The sequence below is a fragment of the Bradyrhizobium sp. CW1 genome (assembly GCF_023100665.1).
Taxonomy (GTDB): domain Bacteria; phylum Pseudomonadota; class Alphaproteobacteria; order Rhizobiales; family Xanthobacteraceae; genus Bradyrhizobium; species Bradyrhizobium canariense_D.
In genome coordinates, this window is record NZ_CP064684.1 from 7,512,300 (window position 1) to 7,527,688 (window position 15,389).

General features: G+C 59.0%; 14 protein-coding genes and 3 pseudogenes. 5 read left to right on the plus strand and 12 right to left on the minus strand.

Translation table 11 applies throughout. The features are described from left to right. Positions 1-217 precede the first annotated feature (217 nt). The 4 genes and pseudogenes from IVB54_RS36015 to IVB54_RS36030 all read right to left on the minus strand — a co-directional run bounded on the left by IVB54_RS36015 (position 218) and on the right by IVB54_RS36030 (position 2,761). Positions 218-1,296 (minus strand): annotated as a pseudogene (locus tag IVB54_RS36015) (IS630 family transposase). A gap of 459 nt (positions 1,297-1,755) precedes the next feature. Beyond that, positions 1,756-1,933: pseudogene (locus IVB54_RS36020) on the minus strand (integrase); the annotation flags it as partial. A 17-nt stretch (positions 1,934-1,950) separates the two neighbouring features. Next, positions 1,951-2,541: a GNAT family N-acetyltransferase gene (locus IVB54_RS41550; RefSeq protein ID WP_083926471.1), complete on the minus strand. Its 591-nt coding sequence runs from the start codon at positions 2,539-2,541 to the stop codon at positions 1,951-1,953. Beyond that, a complete protein-coding gene (locus IVB54_RS36030) occupies positions 2,456-2,761 on the minus strand; it encodes a DUF1778 domain-containing protein (RefSeq protein ID WP_157643005.1) in 306 nt (101 codons plus the stop codon). The genes IVB54_RS41550 and IVB54_RS36030 overlap by 86 nt, the downstream gene beginning before the upstream one ends. A 154-nt stretch (positions 2,762-2,915) precedes the next feature. On the opposite strand from IVB54_RS36030, the gene IVB54_RS36035 reads away from it, so the two are divergent. Genes IVB54_RS36035 through IVB54_RS36050 form a run of 4 tightly spaced genes read left to right on the plus strand, consistent with a single transcriptional unit; the run spans position 2,916 to position 8,590 of the window. Further along, the gene (locus IVB54_RS36035) at positions 2,916-4,658 is read left to right on the plus strand and encodes a restriction endonuclease subunit S (RefSeq protein WP_157643006.1); all 1,743 of its coding nucleotides are present in this window, start codon (positions 2,916-2,918) and stop codon (positions 4,656-4,658) included. Then, a complete protein-coding gene (locus IVB54_RS36040) occupies positions 4,648-6,258 on the plus strand; it encodes an AAA family ATPase (RefSeq protein WP_018457256.1) in 1,611 nt (536 codons plus the stop codon). Before IVB54_RS36035 ends, IVB54_RS36040 begins: the two co-directional genes overlap by 11 nt. A gap of 5 nt (positions 6,259-6,263) precedes the next feature. Continuing rightward, a complete protein-coding gene (locus tag IVB54_RS36045; protein WP_245288461.1) occupies positions 6,264-7,112 on the plus strand; it encodes a hypothetical protein in 849 nt (282 codons plus the stop codon). Then, positions 7,109-8,590 (plus strand): class I SAM-dependent DNA methyltransferase, encoded by a 1,482-nt coding sequence (locus IVB54_RS36050; protein WP_018457258.1) that lies wholly within the window; start codon positions 7,109-7,111, stop codon positions 8,588-8,590. Before IVB54_RS36045 ends, IVB54_RS36050 begins: the two co-directional genes overlap by 4 nt. A gap of 554 nt (positions 8,591-9,144) precedes the next feature. Here IVB54_RS36050 and IVB54_RS36055 read toward each other — a convergent pair. The 8 genes from IVB54_RS36055 to IVB54_RS36090 form a co-directional block, all read right to left on the minus strand. Further along, positions 9,145-9,747: a plasmid pRiA4b ORF-3 family protein gene (locus IVB54_RS36055; RefSeq protein ID WP_085394294.1), complete on the minus strand. Its 603-nt coding sequence runs from the start codon at positions 9,745-9,747 to the stop codon at positions 9,145-9,147. Next, entirely contained in the window at positions 9,744-11,309 is a 1,566-nt protein-coding gene (locus IVB54_RS36060; RefSeq protein ID WP_247776963.1) for an IS66 family transposase, read from the minus strand. The genes IVB54_RS36055 and IVB54_RS36060 overlap by 4 nt, the downstream gene beginning before the upstream one ends. Before the next feature lie 51 nt (positions 11,310-11,360). Then, positions 11,361-11,714 (minus strand): IS66 family insertion sequence element accessory protein TnpB, encoded by a 354-nt coding sequence (tnpB, locus tag IVB54_RS36065; RefSeq protein WP_247296278.1) that lies wholly within the window; start codon positions 11,712-11,714, stop codon positions 11,361-11,363. A gap of 34 nt (positions 11,715-11,748) precedes the next feature. After that, on the minus strand, positions 11,749-12,129 hold the full coding sequence (locus tag IVB54_RS36070; protein WP_247296276.1) for a transposase: 381 nt from the start codon (positions 12,127-12,129) through the stop codon (positions 11,749-11,751). An 84-nt stretch (positions 12,130-12,213) separates the two neighbouring features. Further along, on the minus strand, positions 12,214-12,456 hold the full coding sequence (locus tag IVB54_RS36075; protein WP_018457555.1) for a hypothetical protein: 243 nt from the start codon (positions 12,454-12,456) through the stop codon (positions 12,214-12,216). A gap of 129 nt (positions 12,457-12,585) precedes the next feature. Beyond that, complete coding sequence (locus IVB54_RS36080) at positions 12,586-12,990, minus strand: restriction endonuclease (protein ID WP_018457556.1); 405 nt, start codon at positions 12,988-12,990, stop codon at positions 12,586-12,588. Next, positions 12,987-13,436, minus strand: a complete 450-nt coding sequence (locus IVB54_RS36085) for a type II toxin-antitoxin system VapC family toxin (RefSeq protein WP_018457557.1) — start codon at positions 13,434-13,436, stop codon at positions 12,987-12,989. The genes IVB54_RS36080 and IVB54_RS36085 overlap by 4 nt, the downstream gene beginning before the upstream one ends. Next, positions 13,433-13,735 carry a hypothetical protein gene (locus IVB54_RS36090; protein WP_026233395.1) on the minus strand — a complete coding sequence of 101 codons (303 nt, stop codon included), beginning with the start codon at positions 13,733-13,735 and terminating at the stop codon, positions 13,433-13,435. The genes IVB54_RS36085 and IVB54_RS36090 overlap by 4 nt, the downstream gene beginning before the upstream one ends. A 556-nt stretch (positions 13,736-14,291) precedes the next feature. Between IVB54_RS36090 and IVB54_RS41880 the strand changes: the two are divergent. Continuing rightward, positions 14,292-15,365 (plus strand): annotated as a pseudogene (locus IVB54_RS41880) (recombinase family protein); the annotation flags it as partial. Positions 15,366-15,389 lie beyond the last annotated feature (24 nt).

The window sequence follows — 15,389 nt, forward strand, 5'->3', positions numbered from 1 at the left end:
GCACTTCCCCAGCATGCGATTCGGGATAAGCTTGCGCCGAATTGCGGGACGATCCGCACAATAGCATTAATCGGGTTTTTTGTTTTGAAAGCCGAGCGCGGGGTCCGGCTTGTGCCGATGTGCGACGTTCATGTTATTTCGTTTTCAGCTCTCAATACTTAAAATTCTCGCCGGCCAACCGGATGGTCGAGCCACTCTCGGTGTCCTGAAGGATTACCTAGTGGAGCGACTCTAACGCTTGTTTCCCGCGTTTGACAGCGGCGAGGACGCGCTTTGGATCGGCGGTCCATACGAAGGGTTTGGGATCGGCGTTTGTCTCGGCGACGAAGCGGTTGATGGCGACTTGCAGGTCAACGACGGATCGGAACACGCCTCGCTTGAGGCGACGGCGCGTGAGCTTGGCGAAGAAGCCTTCGACCGCATTGAGCCAGGATGCAGAGGTCGGGGTGAAGTGGAACGTCCAGCGGGGATGCCGAGCCAGCCATTGGCGTACCCTCGGATGCTTGTGGGTCGCATAGTTGTCGACGATGGCGTGGATTACTTTCCCTGCCGGGACCTGCTCCTCGATCGTGTTGAGGAAGCGAATGAACTCCTGGTGGCGATGACGCTGCATTTGCGGCCGATGACGGTGCCGTCGAGGATGTTGAGGGCAGCGAACAGCGTGGTGGTGCCGTGACGTTTGTAGTCGTGGGTCATCGTGCCGGCACGGCCCGGCTTCATCGGCAACCCTGGCTGGGTGCGGTCGAGCGTCTGAATCTGGCTCTTTTCGTCGACTGAGAGGACGACCGCATGGGCGGGAGGATCGACATAGAGGCCGACGACGTCCTTGAGTTTCTCGGCGAACTTCGGGTCGTTCGACAGCTTGAACGTACGGATGCGATGCGGCGCGAGTTGGTGGGCTTCGAGGATACGCTGCACCGAACGCAGGCTCACCCCTGCGGCTTTCGCCAGCATCCGGCCGGTCCAGTGGGTTGTTTCTCCCGGCGGCGGCCCGAGCGCCAGGTCGACCACTCTCTGCACGGTGCCCGTCGGCAGCGGTGGTTTGACGGGCTTTCGCGTCTTGTCGCGCGTTAGCCCTTCGACACCCTCCGCCATGAACCGGGCCTGCCATCTCCACACCACGGGCTTGGATTTGCCCGAGCGGCGCATGATCTCGGCGGTGCCACAGCCGTCGGCAGTGGCAAGAATGATGTTGGCCCGCCACACATGCTTCTGAGGTGCGCTGCGATCCGAGACGATCGCCTCAAGCCGATGGCGGTCCGCCCGGGTGACCTTTACGACAGTTCCTGCTCTCATGCCCAGAGCTTGAACTGCTTCGGTCGATTTGGGAATCGTCCGAATGAATCAGACCACTAGCGGTGCTCTACACCAGCGGTCCGGAGTGGACGGCTCGTATGAGGCGATTGGCAAAGCGGGGCGCGAGATCTCGATATTTCCGGACAGAAGCTGGTCGCGCGTGAGTCCGGCGAGTGGATCATAACGGAAGAGGGGCAGGCCTATCTTGCTTCGCTGGAAGAGGAAAGCGTACTGGGCCACTCAGGAGAGAACGTTCGAAGAGATTATTGAGGATCTGGCGGCCTACGTCGTGGCGCTGCTGCTCTTGTTGATCCGGCCATCGGGCCTGTTCCGACAGAAGCTGGTGGAGAGGGTTAGAGAATGGCCACTCTCACGCAGCGAAATCGAGCTGGCCCGTTGCCGAGTGCTGTGGACAAGTATCGCAATCGTCGTCGGCCATGGCGCCGTATCTCTCATCCAGGCGGCCTTACGTAAGATTCTACCCAGAATGCGATACTCGACTTCGGTCAAACGGCGGTTGCGGTTTGCTAATCTAGTGCGCTGGATTTGACACGATGATCCCGGCTTCGACGGCGTAGGTGAGAATGACGCCGAGCAACGCGACTGTTTGCGTACCGTTCCCGCCCCCCACGTACGATGGCGCTGCTGCACAGCCTAAGTGAACAGTTTAGCGATCTCCGCCAGGGGCAGGAAAAGCTGTCGTCCAGACGACACTAGTCGCCGAAAATTATGCACCTCGTAAAAGTTCCTTGAGGCATCTTTGTTGGCCTCAACTATCAAAGCATAAGTGCATTTTTGGCTGAGCAGCGCTCGGCTGAGCGCATCTATCAACATGAATCTTCCCAAGCCGCATCCACGCACGCTGTAGTCTACGGCAAGACGCGCCATCAAGATTGCAGGCACCAAGGGATGGCCCGGAATCTTTTTGGCCATCGGTAAGGGCAGATCCACCAGAGAAACAGAGGTCGCCTCGAGGGTATAAAACCCAATAACTTTCTGCCTCTCTCGGGATAGCACGAAGCAGGAAGCTAAGTGTGTCCGATCACCGTGACCAGAGTGAGCCTTAAGATATCGATCAAGCGATTCAACGCGACTATCAAACCGCGAGCGATCATGGATGGTGCTGAGTGGATCGACACGGAGGTTGCGGTCGGACAGCTTAGTGATCCAGATTTCGAATGTGGCGTTGCGCAGCCGCTTTGAAACGCGCCGATGGCTCTCGCGGCCGCAGGATAGCCTCGGCAAATGCGCGGCTTTCCTCCGCCGTAAGTCGAATCATCCGCATGTCTTCAATAGTACGGACAGCGGCATCGTGGACGCTGCCGATCACAAAGTCCGTCAGCGTGCGACCTTGCAACTCGGCCGCACGTAGGAACAGGTCCTTCTGCTCGGCAGAAATCCGGGCCTCCAGCCGCTCACTTCGTGTGGGGGACAGCCTTTTCACTCCTGCAGTCCGGCGAGCCATTGCCTTCATCCTTGTAGAGCGATTAATGTACGGCTAGGAGCCGGACGTAGCAAGGAGGCTCCCCCGGTGACACCTGTGGGTCTGGCTATAACCCGCGGCGAGGTCACCAGCGAGGCCGGAATAGAACCCCGTTGGGAAGAGTGGACGAGGATTAGTGCCGAAAGCCAGCGAAGTGCCAAATGGATGGCTGATGGTCCGCGTCGATCAAGCGGGGTCCGTCCGTCTTGGCCGTCAGCGCTCACCCGACAAGCACACTGGTCGGAACGCAACCAAATATTTGCGCGCCGCGAACATCACGCCCGAAGGCATCGATCTCAAAGATCTGCTAGAGATGGATTTCACCGCTGCGGAACGTGCGACCTTTGCGCTGCGCGTCGGCGACGTTCTTCTGACTGAGGCGTCGGGAAGCGCTGCACAGGTCGGACGAGCCGGCCTCTGGCGGGGCGAAATCGAAAACTGTTGTTATCAAAACACGGTCATTAGGTTCAGACCACACCTTGCTCTGCCCGAATATGCAATGGTGGCATTCCAGCATTTTAGTGTGTCAGGCGTATTCGCACGCGTCGCACGTGGCGTGGGAATACAACATTTGGGTGCCTCTCGCTTCGCCGAGCTTGCGTTCCCACTGCCTCCTCTCAATGAGCAGCGCCGAATTGCAGAGGTGACTAAACGGCGGCGCGCGGAGATCCGCGAGGCTAGAAATCGACTGCAATCTGCTCTTGCCCACCTCAACGAGCAGGTTCGTGAGACTATGGCGGCAGCTATTGCCGGCGAACTCGCACCGCAGAGATCGGTGGTTGGCAGCCACGAGCAAGCGAGCCCGGAGCGATCGCGCACTTCATCTCGGCAGCCCCGACGGAAGGCAGAGCCACCCAGCCTGTTCAACTATGCCGAACGCGATGGGAACGATATTGAAGTGGCCGCGGGACCGCTGCCGTCCAACTGGAGGTGGGCGAACGTTGGCGACGTGGGCAACGTCACGGTCGGCCGTCAACGCTCGCCTGGCAAGCACACCGGCCGGCACGCGACAAAATACGTACGTGCCGCGAATATCACGCCTCACGGCCTAGATCTCACCGACCTGCTCGAAATGGATTTCACCCCAGCGGAACGTGAAATTTTTGCGCTGCAGGTCAACGATGTGCTCCTGACCGAAGCCTCAGGAAGCGGAGCGCAGGTTGGCCGGGCAGCACTATGGAAGGGAGAAGTTGACAACTGCTGCTTCCAAAATACGGTCATCCGCTTCAGGCCGCACTCGGTGACGCCGGAGTATGCTTTATTGGTGTTTCAGCACTACGGCGCATCTGGCATTTTCGCTCAGGCGGCTCGCGGAGTCGGTATTCAACACCTCGGAGCCTCGCGCTTCGCAGCTCTTCCGTTCCCGTTACCGCCCCTCGAAGAGCAAGCGCGTATTGTAGATGAAGCCCGAAGCCGATTGGACGGTGCAGCGCTTCAGATTGAAGCGGTCAACACATCGCTCAGTCGCTTACCCGAGATGGAGAAGGAGCTGCTCGCCGCAGCAGTGGGTGGAGAACTTACACCCCAAGATCCCACCGACGAGCCAGCGACAGCTCTCTTGGAGCGGCTTGGGCCACCGCAGCGAGACATGGCCACATACCGACCAGCCGATGTTGAAAGCGGAGAGACTCCCATGTCCACCAAACGAGCATCGCCGAGCCAGAAACTTCCCTTAACTTCGGACCTGGCTGCGGTCTTACGCGAAGCCGGTCGGCCTCTATCGTTGCCTGAGCTTTTTAGCCAAGCAGGCTTCGATAGGGATCAGCCTGAGCACGTTGAAGTCTTCTATCTCGCACTGAGGACGCAGCTTGGCCAGACCATTCGCAAGATAGGTCATGATATAGAAAATGCCGAGTTGGAGGCGATTAATGCGCCTTGACGAGGTCACCATCGGAGAATTCAAGAATCTCCGAGACTTGCGGGTTGATTTTGACGAGAGCTCTTCTTACACCGTGCTGGTTGGCGAGAACGGCGCGGGTAAATCGAATTTGATCGAGGCCTTGTCGCTGATCTTCCGCAATCTCGATCTGGATCAGGAAGCCCCGTTCACATACCATATCAAATACCGATGCCGCGATCACGACGTCGAAGTGCGCGCTCAGGCAGATCAACATCCGCTGTTCTGGTCTAAGGACCATTCAGAACAAGAATACAGCGAGCTACCGCGCAAGCGTTTCATGGCGGAAGATGCCGATGGTCGCCCTATCTATCGGCCGGCTTTCGTGTTCGGCTACTATTCCGGACCGAGTGACAGGCTTGCCTCGATATTCGAGAAGCACCGGGAGCGGTATTATAGCTGGATTATCAAAGCCCCGGCTCAACGAGGCAGGAAATTAGCTGATCCAAACAGTCTACGACGCCTATTTTACGCGCAAACTCTTCACGGTCAGTTCGCACTCATCGCGTTCTTCATGGAAATGACGATCGCATCGGATGACGACCGTTCTTTTTTGCGCGACCAGCTTCAGATTGACGGTCTCGATAGCGTTCTGTTCGCCCTCAAGCGCCCCCCATGGAACCGCAAGGGCGGCGATCCACGTTTCTGGAACGCCGTCGGCGAGGTTCAGGAATTTCTTAGCCGTCTTTACGAAAGGGCTATGTTGCCGATCCGGATGGGTCGGCGCATCGCCGTTGACCTCACCAAAAACCCCACTGTCGAGAACCTGTACCTATTCCTAGCCCAACCCGAAGCACTGACCGAGGTCTATAAATCCTACGGCAATCAGTATGCATTTTTTACCGCGCTTGAAAGTACACACCTCTCTAAGGTATTAGGTGAGGTGCGAACGCGCGTTCGCATGACGCCCGCCGCCGGCGGTGGCGAGGTTACTTATCGCGATCTTAGCGAAGGTGAGCAGCAACTTCTCCTTGTCCTCGGTCTACTGAAATTCACCGCGCGCGACGAAGCTCTCTTTCTACTCGACGAGCCCGACACCCACCTCAACCCGGCTTGGAGCACCCAGTATCTAACTTTCTTGGACCGCTTCATTCGCGGCCGGGACAGCTGCCATATCGTCATGTCGACACATGACCCGCTAGTCTTCGCCGGCCTGGAGAGGGCACAGGTGCAAATATTTCGGCGAGACGATCACGGGCGTGCCATTGCCGAGCTTCCCGATCAGGATCCGCGCGGAATGGGAGTCGCGGCCATTCTGACCAGCGACCTCTTTCGTCTGCGATCGACGCTTGATCCAAAGACACAGGCAGACCTCGACCGTCAACGTATCCTTGCGATGAAGTCCGCACTCACGCCTGCGGAAGAGGAGGAAATGCGGCTCCTAAAGGAGGACTTGCGGGGACGCGGCTTTGACCAAACGATCAGAGATCCTCTCTACCACCAATTCCTGAAAGCATGGACTGAACACGAAGATCCAGCGTGGCGACAAGCCGTAGAATTAACTCCGGAGCAACGTGAGCAACGCGCGCAGCTCGCAGCGCGGATCGTCGCCGAACTTCGACGTGAGAGTGGGGCGCATTGAGCGAGATGCGTTTCATCAACCTCGAGGCGATTGTTCCCCATATCCGTGACCTGTTGGCGGACTTAAATGCCGCGCAGCAGGCAGTCGTGGCTGAGGCCGATCCGAAGCGCCGAGCCGCGCTAATCAACAACCATCAGGCGCGCTGGACAGCGCTCCGGGAGGCATTCGAAACGGTCTCGTTCGGCAAATGTTGGTACACCGAATGCAAGACCCCGGGTGCGGACAACGATATCGATCACTTTCGGCCGAAACTCGCGGTGAAGGAGGATCGGGGTCATCCCGGCTACTATTGGCTTGCTTTCGACTGGCGAAACATGCGCCTCAGCTGCCAACGTGCGAACCGACCTCGGCGTACGCCAGGCACGAGGATAGTTGGCGGCAAAGCTGATCACTTTCCACTTCTTCCGGCGGGAGTTCGAGCGTCTGCCCCTACAGACAATATCAACCTAGAATGCCCAGCGCTGCTCGATCCTACCCATCCCGGTGATCCGATCTTGCTATCGTTCAAACCGAATGGTGAAATCGATCTTTCTCCAGAATATCGAAACAATCCAATCGCCGAAGCCAAGATCGACGCGAGCCGTTTAGGTCTGCATCTAAATTGGCCGAAGTTCGTAGATGCCCGCGTGACGCTGTACAACCTCGTCGAGCGCACTGTTGAAAGGGGCCAGCGTGAGGCTCCACCCGATTTCAACGGTATGCCTGTGGCCAGTGAGGCTTTTAAGGATTCCATTCGGGACCTGCATAGTTTCATGGATCAGCGTGAAGAATACTCGTCTGCTGCGCGGGTATACGTCGAATCCTTCAGACATGTCTGGTGGGTACGTGACGTTGTACTGAGATTGCCCCAATGACAGACAGCCGCGCAAGTTCTGAGGGAGCAACTGCTCTCATCCGAAAACTCTGGCAGTACTGCAACGTTCTGCGAGACGATGGCCTCTCGTACCCTGATTACGTTGAGCAACTGACGTATCTGCTGTTTCTGAAAATGGCAGACGAGCAAGAAGGTGGCCTTGTTCCGAAGAAATATGGGTGGCGCTCGTTGGACGGCCTCGACGCGGAGGCGATGCATCACCAATACGCCCGCATTTTGGCCGCTCTAGGCAAGCATGGCGGCATGCTCGGCCTCATCTTTGGAAACGCGAAAAACAAAATTCGCGATCCAGCAAAGCTTCGCCTTCTAATCGTGGACCTCATCGGGCAGACGGAGTGGACCGGCTTATCAACCGATGTGAAGGGCGATGCTTATGAGGGACTTCTCGAGAAGAACGCGCGTGACACCAAAAGCGGTGCGGGCCAATATTTCACGCCACGCCCGCTGATCGAAGCGATTGTGGAATGCGTCAACCCACAACTCGGTGAAATTGTCTGCGACCCAGCATGTGGAACCGCGGGTTTCCTCCTAGCTGCGCACGATTATCTGCATCGCACAAATCCACGAATGACGCGCAACCAGCGAACCAAACTAGCTACCAAATCCATTCGTGGTGTCGAACTCGTCGAGGAGGTTGCGCGGCTCGCGACGATGAACCTTCTGCTTCACGGTGTAGGTGGCAACGACGACGACGAACTGCCGATCGCGTGCGAGGACAGTTTAAAAGAACCGCCGAAAGTCCAGGCCAATGTCGTCCTAACCAATCCGCCCTTCGGTACCAAGGGGAGTGTAACCTACGCCCAAGAGCACCGCGGACCGCGGAATGACGATACACTGACGATTGTCCGTCCCGATTTTTGGGTGCAGACGGCCAACAAGCAACTGAATTTCTTGCAGCACATCTTCGCACTACTGAAGCCGGGTGGTCGAGCGGCTGTTGTTGTTCCTGACAATGTCCTCTTTGAAACCGGAGCCGCATCTGCAGTTCGGCGACGTCTTCTAGAATCCTGCCGAGTTCACGCCTTGCTTCGCCTCCCGTCGGGGCTGTTTTATGCTCAGGGCGTCAAGTCAAACGTCATATTCTTTGACAAGCCGCGCAACTTGAAATCGGATCGTCCTGTCGAACGGATCTGGGTTTACAACCTTCGCTCGGATAAGCGCTTCTCCTTAAAGACGAAGCCCCTACAACGAGACGATTTACGAGAATTCGTAACACTGTTCAGGGCAGGATTCCAATCCGACACTCAAGTAGCTGACGCACAGGCTGCGGCGCGCCTCCGAAGCTTCGGCATGGACCAAATCCTATCGACCCCGGACTGCCGTTTGGACTTAGCATGGGACGATCCTTCCATACAGCAGCGTACGCCGGGCCTTGCGCGACTGGAGGAAATTTCGCGGCTCGTTGCTGATGATCTCCAGAGAGCCCTTGCTCTGATTTCTAAACCGCCGGCCAGTTGATACAGTCCTTCCACGGCGATATCGCGGGGACGGACAATTCTTCCTCAACGCTGCTTGCCGGGATAGTAGCGATGGGGCCAGCACCGAATTCCTGAGTGCGCTCACCGGAATCATTCGTGGCGGTGAGCGCGCAATACCGCCAAGGCTTCAACTACCGACCTTTCAACCGATGGGGTTCGGCCTTCCGTACAGTGAGGGCCTCACGGTGAGTCACGACGCGGCCGATTATCGGTATGCCCTGTTTCTGATGGCCTGGCGCTGCTCAGCAATCCGTTCCGCGGTCGCTTCCGCGAGGTTGGTATCTGGTCGCGACGGGCTATCTTTGCGCTGAGCGGCGTCATTCTAGGACGACCTTGAAGGCGGGATACGGTCGTCGGAAAGCTGCAAGCACTCTATCGCGTGCCTGGTCCATTCGCGAGTTGCTGCCTCGGTAAGCATGAAGGTTGGGCAAATGGGATTCCCGCAGCTGCAGGGCTTGATTTCTCCGGAGGGCAGCAGCGCTTTGAATCGGCGGTAAGCGTCGCTCTGAGGCCCATTTGATTGGTGCTTGACGTCTATTTTGAACGCGTGGTGCGCCGGCGCGGCTTCCATATTTCCGACAATGCGTTGACGGCGGCCTCGAGCGCCTTCCGGTCGACGACGTTGGGATCAAACTGCTCAGGGCCCCAGAGGCGCATTTGTTCGTGCTCCGGATGGGTGGGGTCGCGGATGGCGTCGAGGTATTCGGTATAGCCTGACGCACCGCCGACATCTTCCGGAGGACAACGGCCGGCGGCCTCGAGCAAGAGGGGAAGTCCCTCCGTTGTCGTGTTGTCGAACCACTTTTCGAGCTTGATCACGTGATCCCAGCTGTCGCCGAAGTCGTAGAGATAATGGATCGTCTTCGCGCCGGTCTCGTGAACGATATTGGAGAGCCGCGTCTTGCGAGCATCGATGGGCTGAGGGCCAAAATCTCCATCGGGATCAGGGATACCCCAACGTCCTTCGCCAGCCAAAAACTCGAAGAGATGGCTATTCGTCCAGCCAAACGCCGCCTGAAGCGTCAGATGCAGCCGATCAAGGCGCAGCGTGAGCGGCACGACAAGGCATCGCATCACCTCCGGTTTCACGTCCTTGAGGGTCACCTTGATCCGGACCGCGGTCGTGCTGAGGCTCATGCCGCAAGCCTCGGATCTTGTGCATGCATCGTATAGGTGGATGCCCAGGGAAGCAGTTCGTCCAGCCGTGCCGCCGGCCAGCCATTGACGAGCTTTGCGAGAACGTCGGCAAGCCAATACTCGGCGCTGACGCCGTTGAGCTTACAGGTCTCAATGAGCGACGCCAGCAATGCCCAATTCTCAGCACCCTCGTCACACCCGGCGAACAGGGCGTTCTTGGCATTGAGCTTGATCGGCCGCATCGCACGCTCGACTGCGTTGGTGTCCATTTCGATGCGCCCGTCATCAAGGTAGAGCGTCAAGCCGTTCCAATGACGCAGTGCATAGCGTAAAGCTTTCGCCGTCTCACTCTTCTGCGCGAGGTGACCAAGCTTCGCCTCAAACCACTGCTTCAAGGCTGCAGCCAACGGCCGGGCATGCGCCTGCCGGCCCGCGCGGCGCTCGGCGTCAGATCGGCCACGGAGGGCTTTCTCGACCGCGTAGAGCTGGGCGATGCGCTCGAGGGCCTCGCGGGCAACCGGCGCCGGCGCCGGCGAAGCCTCGCGCTCGATCTTCACAAACTGGCGCCGGAGATGCGACCAGCAGAATGCGAGCGTCCCGGACAAGGCGTCCGCACGCGTCTCTCGCATCATGGTCTTGTAAGCCTGATAGCCGTCGCAGTGGATGATGCCGCGATAGCCTTCGAGCAGTCGCAAGCCATGAACGGCGCCGCGGCCTGGTGCATAGGCATAGACCACGCCGGGCGGATCAGGCCCGGCCCAAGGCCTGTCATCGCGCGACAGCGCCCAGAAGTAGCCGGTTTTGGTCCTGCCGCGCCCGGGATCCAGCACCGGCGCCGGGGTCTCATCGACACAGAGCTTCGGAGAGGCGAGCAGAAGCTGGCGCAGTCGATGCCACAAGGGCTTCAATTCCTGGGCCGCATAGCCGACCCAGAAGGCGAGCGTGGAACGGTCGATGGCAATACCGTGCGTCGCCAGCATCTGCGTCTGGCGGTAAAGCGGCAAATGCCAATGATACTTGGCATCGATCACATGCGCGACGAGCCGCTCGGTCGGCAGTCCTCCCCTGATCAATCGCTCGGGAGCAGCATGCTGGAGGACGACGCCGTGACAGGCGCGGCAGGCCAGTTTGGGGCGGCGGGTGACGATAACGCGATACTGCGCCGGTACGACGTCCAGCCTCTGGCTCTCATCGTGACCGATCTCAAAAAGGTCGCCTGCGCAGCATGGGCAGCAGGTTGCAGCGGGCATCAGGTCCTCGATGATGCGCGGCAAATGCTCCGGCAGCTTGCCACGATTGGCCCTGCGCTCGGCAGCTCTCTTCTCGCGTGTTTTGGGATTGGCGCGGTCCTCGGCTGCTTCGAGAGCCGCGACAGCCTGATCAATATCGTCCAGAATAAGCTGGAGCTGATCAGCGTCAAGCTTTTCCGACGATCGACCGAACTGCGCGTCTTTTGCAAGCTTGAGCAACCGCTCGAGCCTGGCGCAGCGATCCAGCAGAGCCGCGGCAAAGGCACGCAACTCGGCTGGATCGCTCGGCAGTTCATCAGGCAAATCACTCATTGGCCCGAGTCTGCCATGCTTCGCGCCCCGATGCAGCGAAGATTTTATGTCCTACGCAAGCGCTTTCGGCTGCGGGATTCGAGGCGCATGCATGCGTGTCCAATCCATGCCGGCCAGAAGCGCCGACAACTGCGCCGCGTTCATTTGCATGACGCCGTCAACAACCGGCGGCCATTTGAAGCCGCTGCCATCGAGCCGCTTCCAGTACAGCACAAGGCCGCTGCCATCCCAGACCACCATCTTCACCCGGTCAGCGCGCTTCGCACGGAAGACCACCGCCACGCCCTTCATCGGATCGTGGCCCAGCGTCTCCTTCGCCAACAGCGCCAGGCCATCCGCGCCCTTCCTGAAGTCTACAGGTCGGGTCGCAACGTAAATCATGAGGCTGGCGGGCGGCGTCAACATGAACGTGTCCGTCGAATCGCCAAGAACACATCACTCAACACAGCAAGGCCAGCGTCCCTCGCACCTCAACTCGTGCCCCCTGGAGCTCAACCGTCACAACGGCTGCTTCCGGCGATGAGGAGGGCGCGGCAGCCGCCGATGGCGACGATTCCGACACCAACGGCACAAACGACAGTGCACCCGCCGCAGCTGGCAGCACCAGTTGACCTAAACGCGCCCGGCGCCGCCAGTCATGCACCTGCTGTGGCCGGCAGCCATGCCGGCGTGCGATATCTGTTACAACCGCGCCCGGCTCAAGGCTTTCCGCGACAATCCGGGCCTTCAAATCATCCGGCCACTGCTTACGGCCTGCGCCGGCGTACACTTCGATACGCTGTGTCAATGGTCGTCTTATGTCGTCCGAATGATCGTCCATTATGAGCACCCTTGCAGAAGATGACTCTTCTAACGGTGCTCCCAAGATCGCGCACAGACAATCTAAAGGGCCGCGGCGCTACGCTTACAATCGGCGGCGAAGCTGATCCAGTTCACGGACCGTCAGCTCCAGAGCGCTGCGGATGCCCACATCGCGGATGTGATGCAGCGAGGGGAGCCGATGGATTTCGACGCCTTCTCGCGTTTGCCAGATGCCTGTGCTGAGCACTCGGATGGTGTCGTCGATGGCCTGCTGGAAAGCGTGTAGATTGCTCTCTTGTTGAAACGGCGTCCGAAACGCCGGCCGGTCGAAGGCGCGCACAAACATTGCGAGGGCTTGCTCGTCATCGACGTCCTGAAACTTATCAACGAAATTGTGCAGCTCGCCTTCGCTGTCCGGAAACGGAATGCCGTCGACCAGGCGCCGCAGGAGAAATTCAGCTCGCAGCCGAAGATGCTACTCGAATTCTGCGCCAGACCAGATCGCTACTTTAGGGACACCAAGTTTGGCGGCCGCCGAACGAACATCGTCGCGACGCTGGGGCGAGACACTGCCTCGGCATACGAACTTGAAGGCGTCAGGTTTGCCGGTCACCGCATTCACCGCGGCGGCCATATCCTTCTCCGCCTTCGCTTGGGTGAGACTGCCACGATTGACGCATTGAATAACGGTGCGCTCGTCCGGTTGGTCGTCGAACGGACGTGTGCCGACGATGTCACGCCCTTGGTCGCTTCCTGTCTGGCCGAACCAAGCGAGATCAGTCCAGCCATCGCAAAGGTGGTAGGCGAACACGAGGCGTTCGAACTCGGTGCCGCTGAAATCCTCGAAGTGAATTGGCCGGACCGCTCGAGCTATCGTCACCTGCCTACCTCTTGGCTCCGAGAGCTACGGAGCGGGTTGACAATCTGAACGTCCTCGAAATGCTTTTCATTGTCGGTCACGACCACGCACTCATTGGCTTCGGCTACAGCAGCAATGATTGTGTCTAACGCGCTTCGCGAACGGCCTTTGGCTTTGCCGTTGGCCATCAGCCGCGCCCACACGAGGGCAGCTTTCTCGTCGAACGATAGGACGCGGCCAGCAAACAGCGCTTGCGGACCTTCGGAGCCGGCGAACCACGTTTCAAGGCTGCTGCGCTTCTTGCCCTTCGGTTTCTCTAAGATGCCACGGCGGATTTCGGCGACAGTAAGGGAAGTAATGAAGAGGTCGTCGTCTTTCTGAGCCCCCATCCAAGCCAGCAGCAAGGCCGACGGCTTCGGCCTTATGACGTTGCTGATGATATTGGTATCAAGGAGGTAGCGCGTCACAGTTCGATCTTACGCCCCTCTTCTCGCGAACGGCTAAGGTCGAGATCTGCACCGACCATAGGTGAGCGACGTAGCGCGGCGAGAATGCCGCCCGCTTTCGGAGGCTCACCAGCCACTGCCTGCTGTATGGTTCGACGAAGCTGCCCGGCTTCCGGACTTTCCTCCGTCAGTTTTCGGGCGAGAGATCTGAGTAGATCGCGGTCAGCGTCGAGCGCCTGGATCTCGAACCGAGCGATGCCACGCTTAGTCAGGCGGGACCGATAATTCTCGAGGGCTCTCTTCTGCGCACTGTTGCTCATGGCGTGCCTCCGTGCTATATCCAGATATATAGCCGCGTTTTCTTTGGAGCACAAGGCTGATCGAGTTGTTAACGATCCCGGCAGATAGAGACGGCCTCTCCCGGGCATTTAGGCTGCTGGGGGTTGCCACCGTGATGAGACTCCCCTGTTCAAAGGGGGGCGATCACAAAAATATTATTGCTACGAGAACGGTCGACCCGTGCCCCGGCACTACTCTGCCCCTCGCCTGCACTTGCTCATATGCGCCACAAGGCATTGATTTACAACACATCTTTGCCTTGCCAATACGCCGTCACTTGGCATCATTGTCGCGCAGCGGGATCTTCCGCGCGAGGACAAGGACGCGATCGTGGCGCGACCGAGACGCACGACAGCCGAAAAGCTTTGCGTGGTCGCCGACGCTACCCGCGAACCGGCGGCGCTCGCCTCATCGAACCCCGATCCTCGCCTCGTCAATCTGGTCCGACTGCTGGCGCGACAGGCCGCAAGGGATTTCGTTCGAGCCCAAACTGATAGCCGGACGCGAGCCCCCCCTCCGGAGTAAGGACGTCGCCTCGTGAAGGTCGCGCTCTACGCCCGCTACTCATCAGAGAATCAGCGAGACGCCTCCATCGAGGACCAGTTGCGGTTGTGCCGCCTGCACGCCGAGAAGCAAGGCTGGACAGTCGTCGACAGCTACACCGATCGCGCAATCTCCGGCGCGTCACTGTTGCGTCCTGGCATTCAGGAACTGATCAGCGATGCGATGCGCGGCAAATTTGTCGTCGTGCTCGCAGAGGCGATGGATCGCCTAAGCCGCGATCAGGAGGATATCGCCGGACTGTTCAAGCGTATGGCGTTCAGCGGAGTGCGTATCGTCACGCTGTCGGAAGGTGACGTGACGCATCTGCATGTAGGTCTCAAGGGCACGATGAACGCGCTCTTCTTGAAGGACCTCGCCGACAAGACGCGCCGCGGGCTGCGCGGCCGCGTCGAGGACGGCAAGTCCGGAGGCGGGCTGTGCTTCGGCTATGACGTGGTGAAGCAGTTCACGGCAAATGGCGAGCCGATCCGCGGCGATCGAACGATCAACGAGGCGGAAGCCGCCGTCGTGTGCCGTATCTTTGCAGACTACGTTGCCGGCAAGTCGTCCCGCACGATTGCCTTTGAGTTGAACAAGGAAGGCGTGCCTGGGCCGCAGGGCGCCGAATGGGGGCCGTCAACAATCCATGGCAACCCGAAGCGCGGCGTCGGCATCCTCAACAATGAACTGTATGTCGGCCGCCTCGTTTGGAATCGGCTACGCTATCTGAAAGACCCGGATACTGGAAAACGGGTGTCACGCCTCAATCCTGAATCCGAGTGGGTGATTCAGGAGGTACCGGAGATGCGCATCATCGACCAGGAAGTCTGGAATGCGGCGAAGGCCCGCCAACAATCCCTCGCCTATGAGACATCTGAGCCTGGCGAGAATGCGTTGAACGAGCGTCGGCGGCCAAAACATCTGTTTGCCGGCCTTTTGAAGTGCGGCTGCTGTGGCGGCGGCTACACCATGATCTCGAAAGATCTGCTGGGCTGCGCGACGACACGGAACAAAGGCACCTGCGATAACCGGCTGAATATTCGGCGGGACGCGCTGGAGGCCTCGGTGCTCAGCGGCTTGCAGACCCATCTA

Coding starts and splice junctions, on each gene's coding strand:
- IVB54_RS36030 (WP_157643005.1), bottom strand. CDS start 2,761: ATGGCTCGCCGGACTGCAGGAGTGAAAAGGCTGTCCCCCACACGAAGT.
- IVB54_RS36040 (WP_018457256.1), top strand. CDS start 4,648: ATGCGCCTTGACGAGGTCACCATCGGAGAATTCAAGAATCTCCGAGAC.
- IVB54_RS36045 (WP_245288461.1), top strand. CDS start 6,264: ATGCGTTTCATCAACCTCGAGGCGATTGTTCCCCATATCCGTGACCTG.
- IVB54_RS36050 (WP_018457258.1), top strand. CDS start 7,109: ATGACAGACAGCCGCGCAAGTTCTGAGGGAGCAACTGCTCTCATCCGA.
- IVB54_RS36055 (WP_085394294.1), bottom strand. CDS start 9,747: ATGAGCCTCAGCACGACCGCGGTCCGGATCAAGGTGACCCTCAAGGAC.
- IVB54_RS36060 (WP_247776963.1), bottom strand. CDS start 11,309: ATGAGTGATTTGCCTGATGAACTGCCGAGCGATCCAGCCGAGTTGCGT.
- tnpB (WP_247296278.1), bottom strand. CDS start 11,714: ATGTTGACGCCGCCCGCCAGCCTCATGATTTACGTTGCGACCCGACCT.
- IVB54_RS36070 (WP_247296276.1), bottom strand. CDS start 12,129: ATGGACGATCATTCGGACGACATAAGACGACCATTGACACAGCGTATC.
- IVB54_RS36075 (WP_018457555.1), bottom strand. CDS start 12,456: ATGTTTGTGCGCGCCTTCGACCGGCCGGCGTTTCGGACGCCGTTTCAA.
- IVB54_RS36090 (WP_026233395.1), bottom strand. CDS start 13,735: ATGAGCAACAGTGCGCAGAAGAGAGCCCTCGAGAATTATCGGTCCCGC.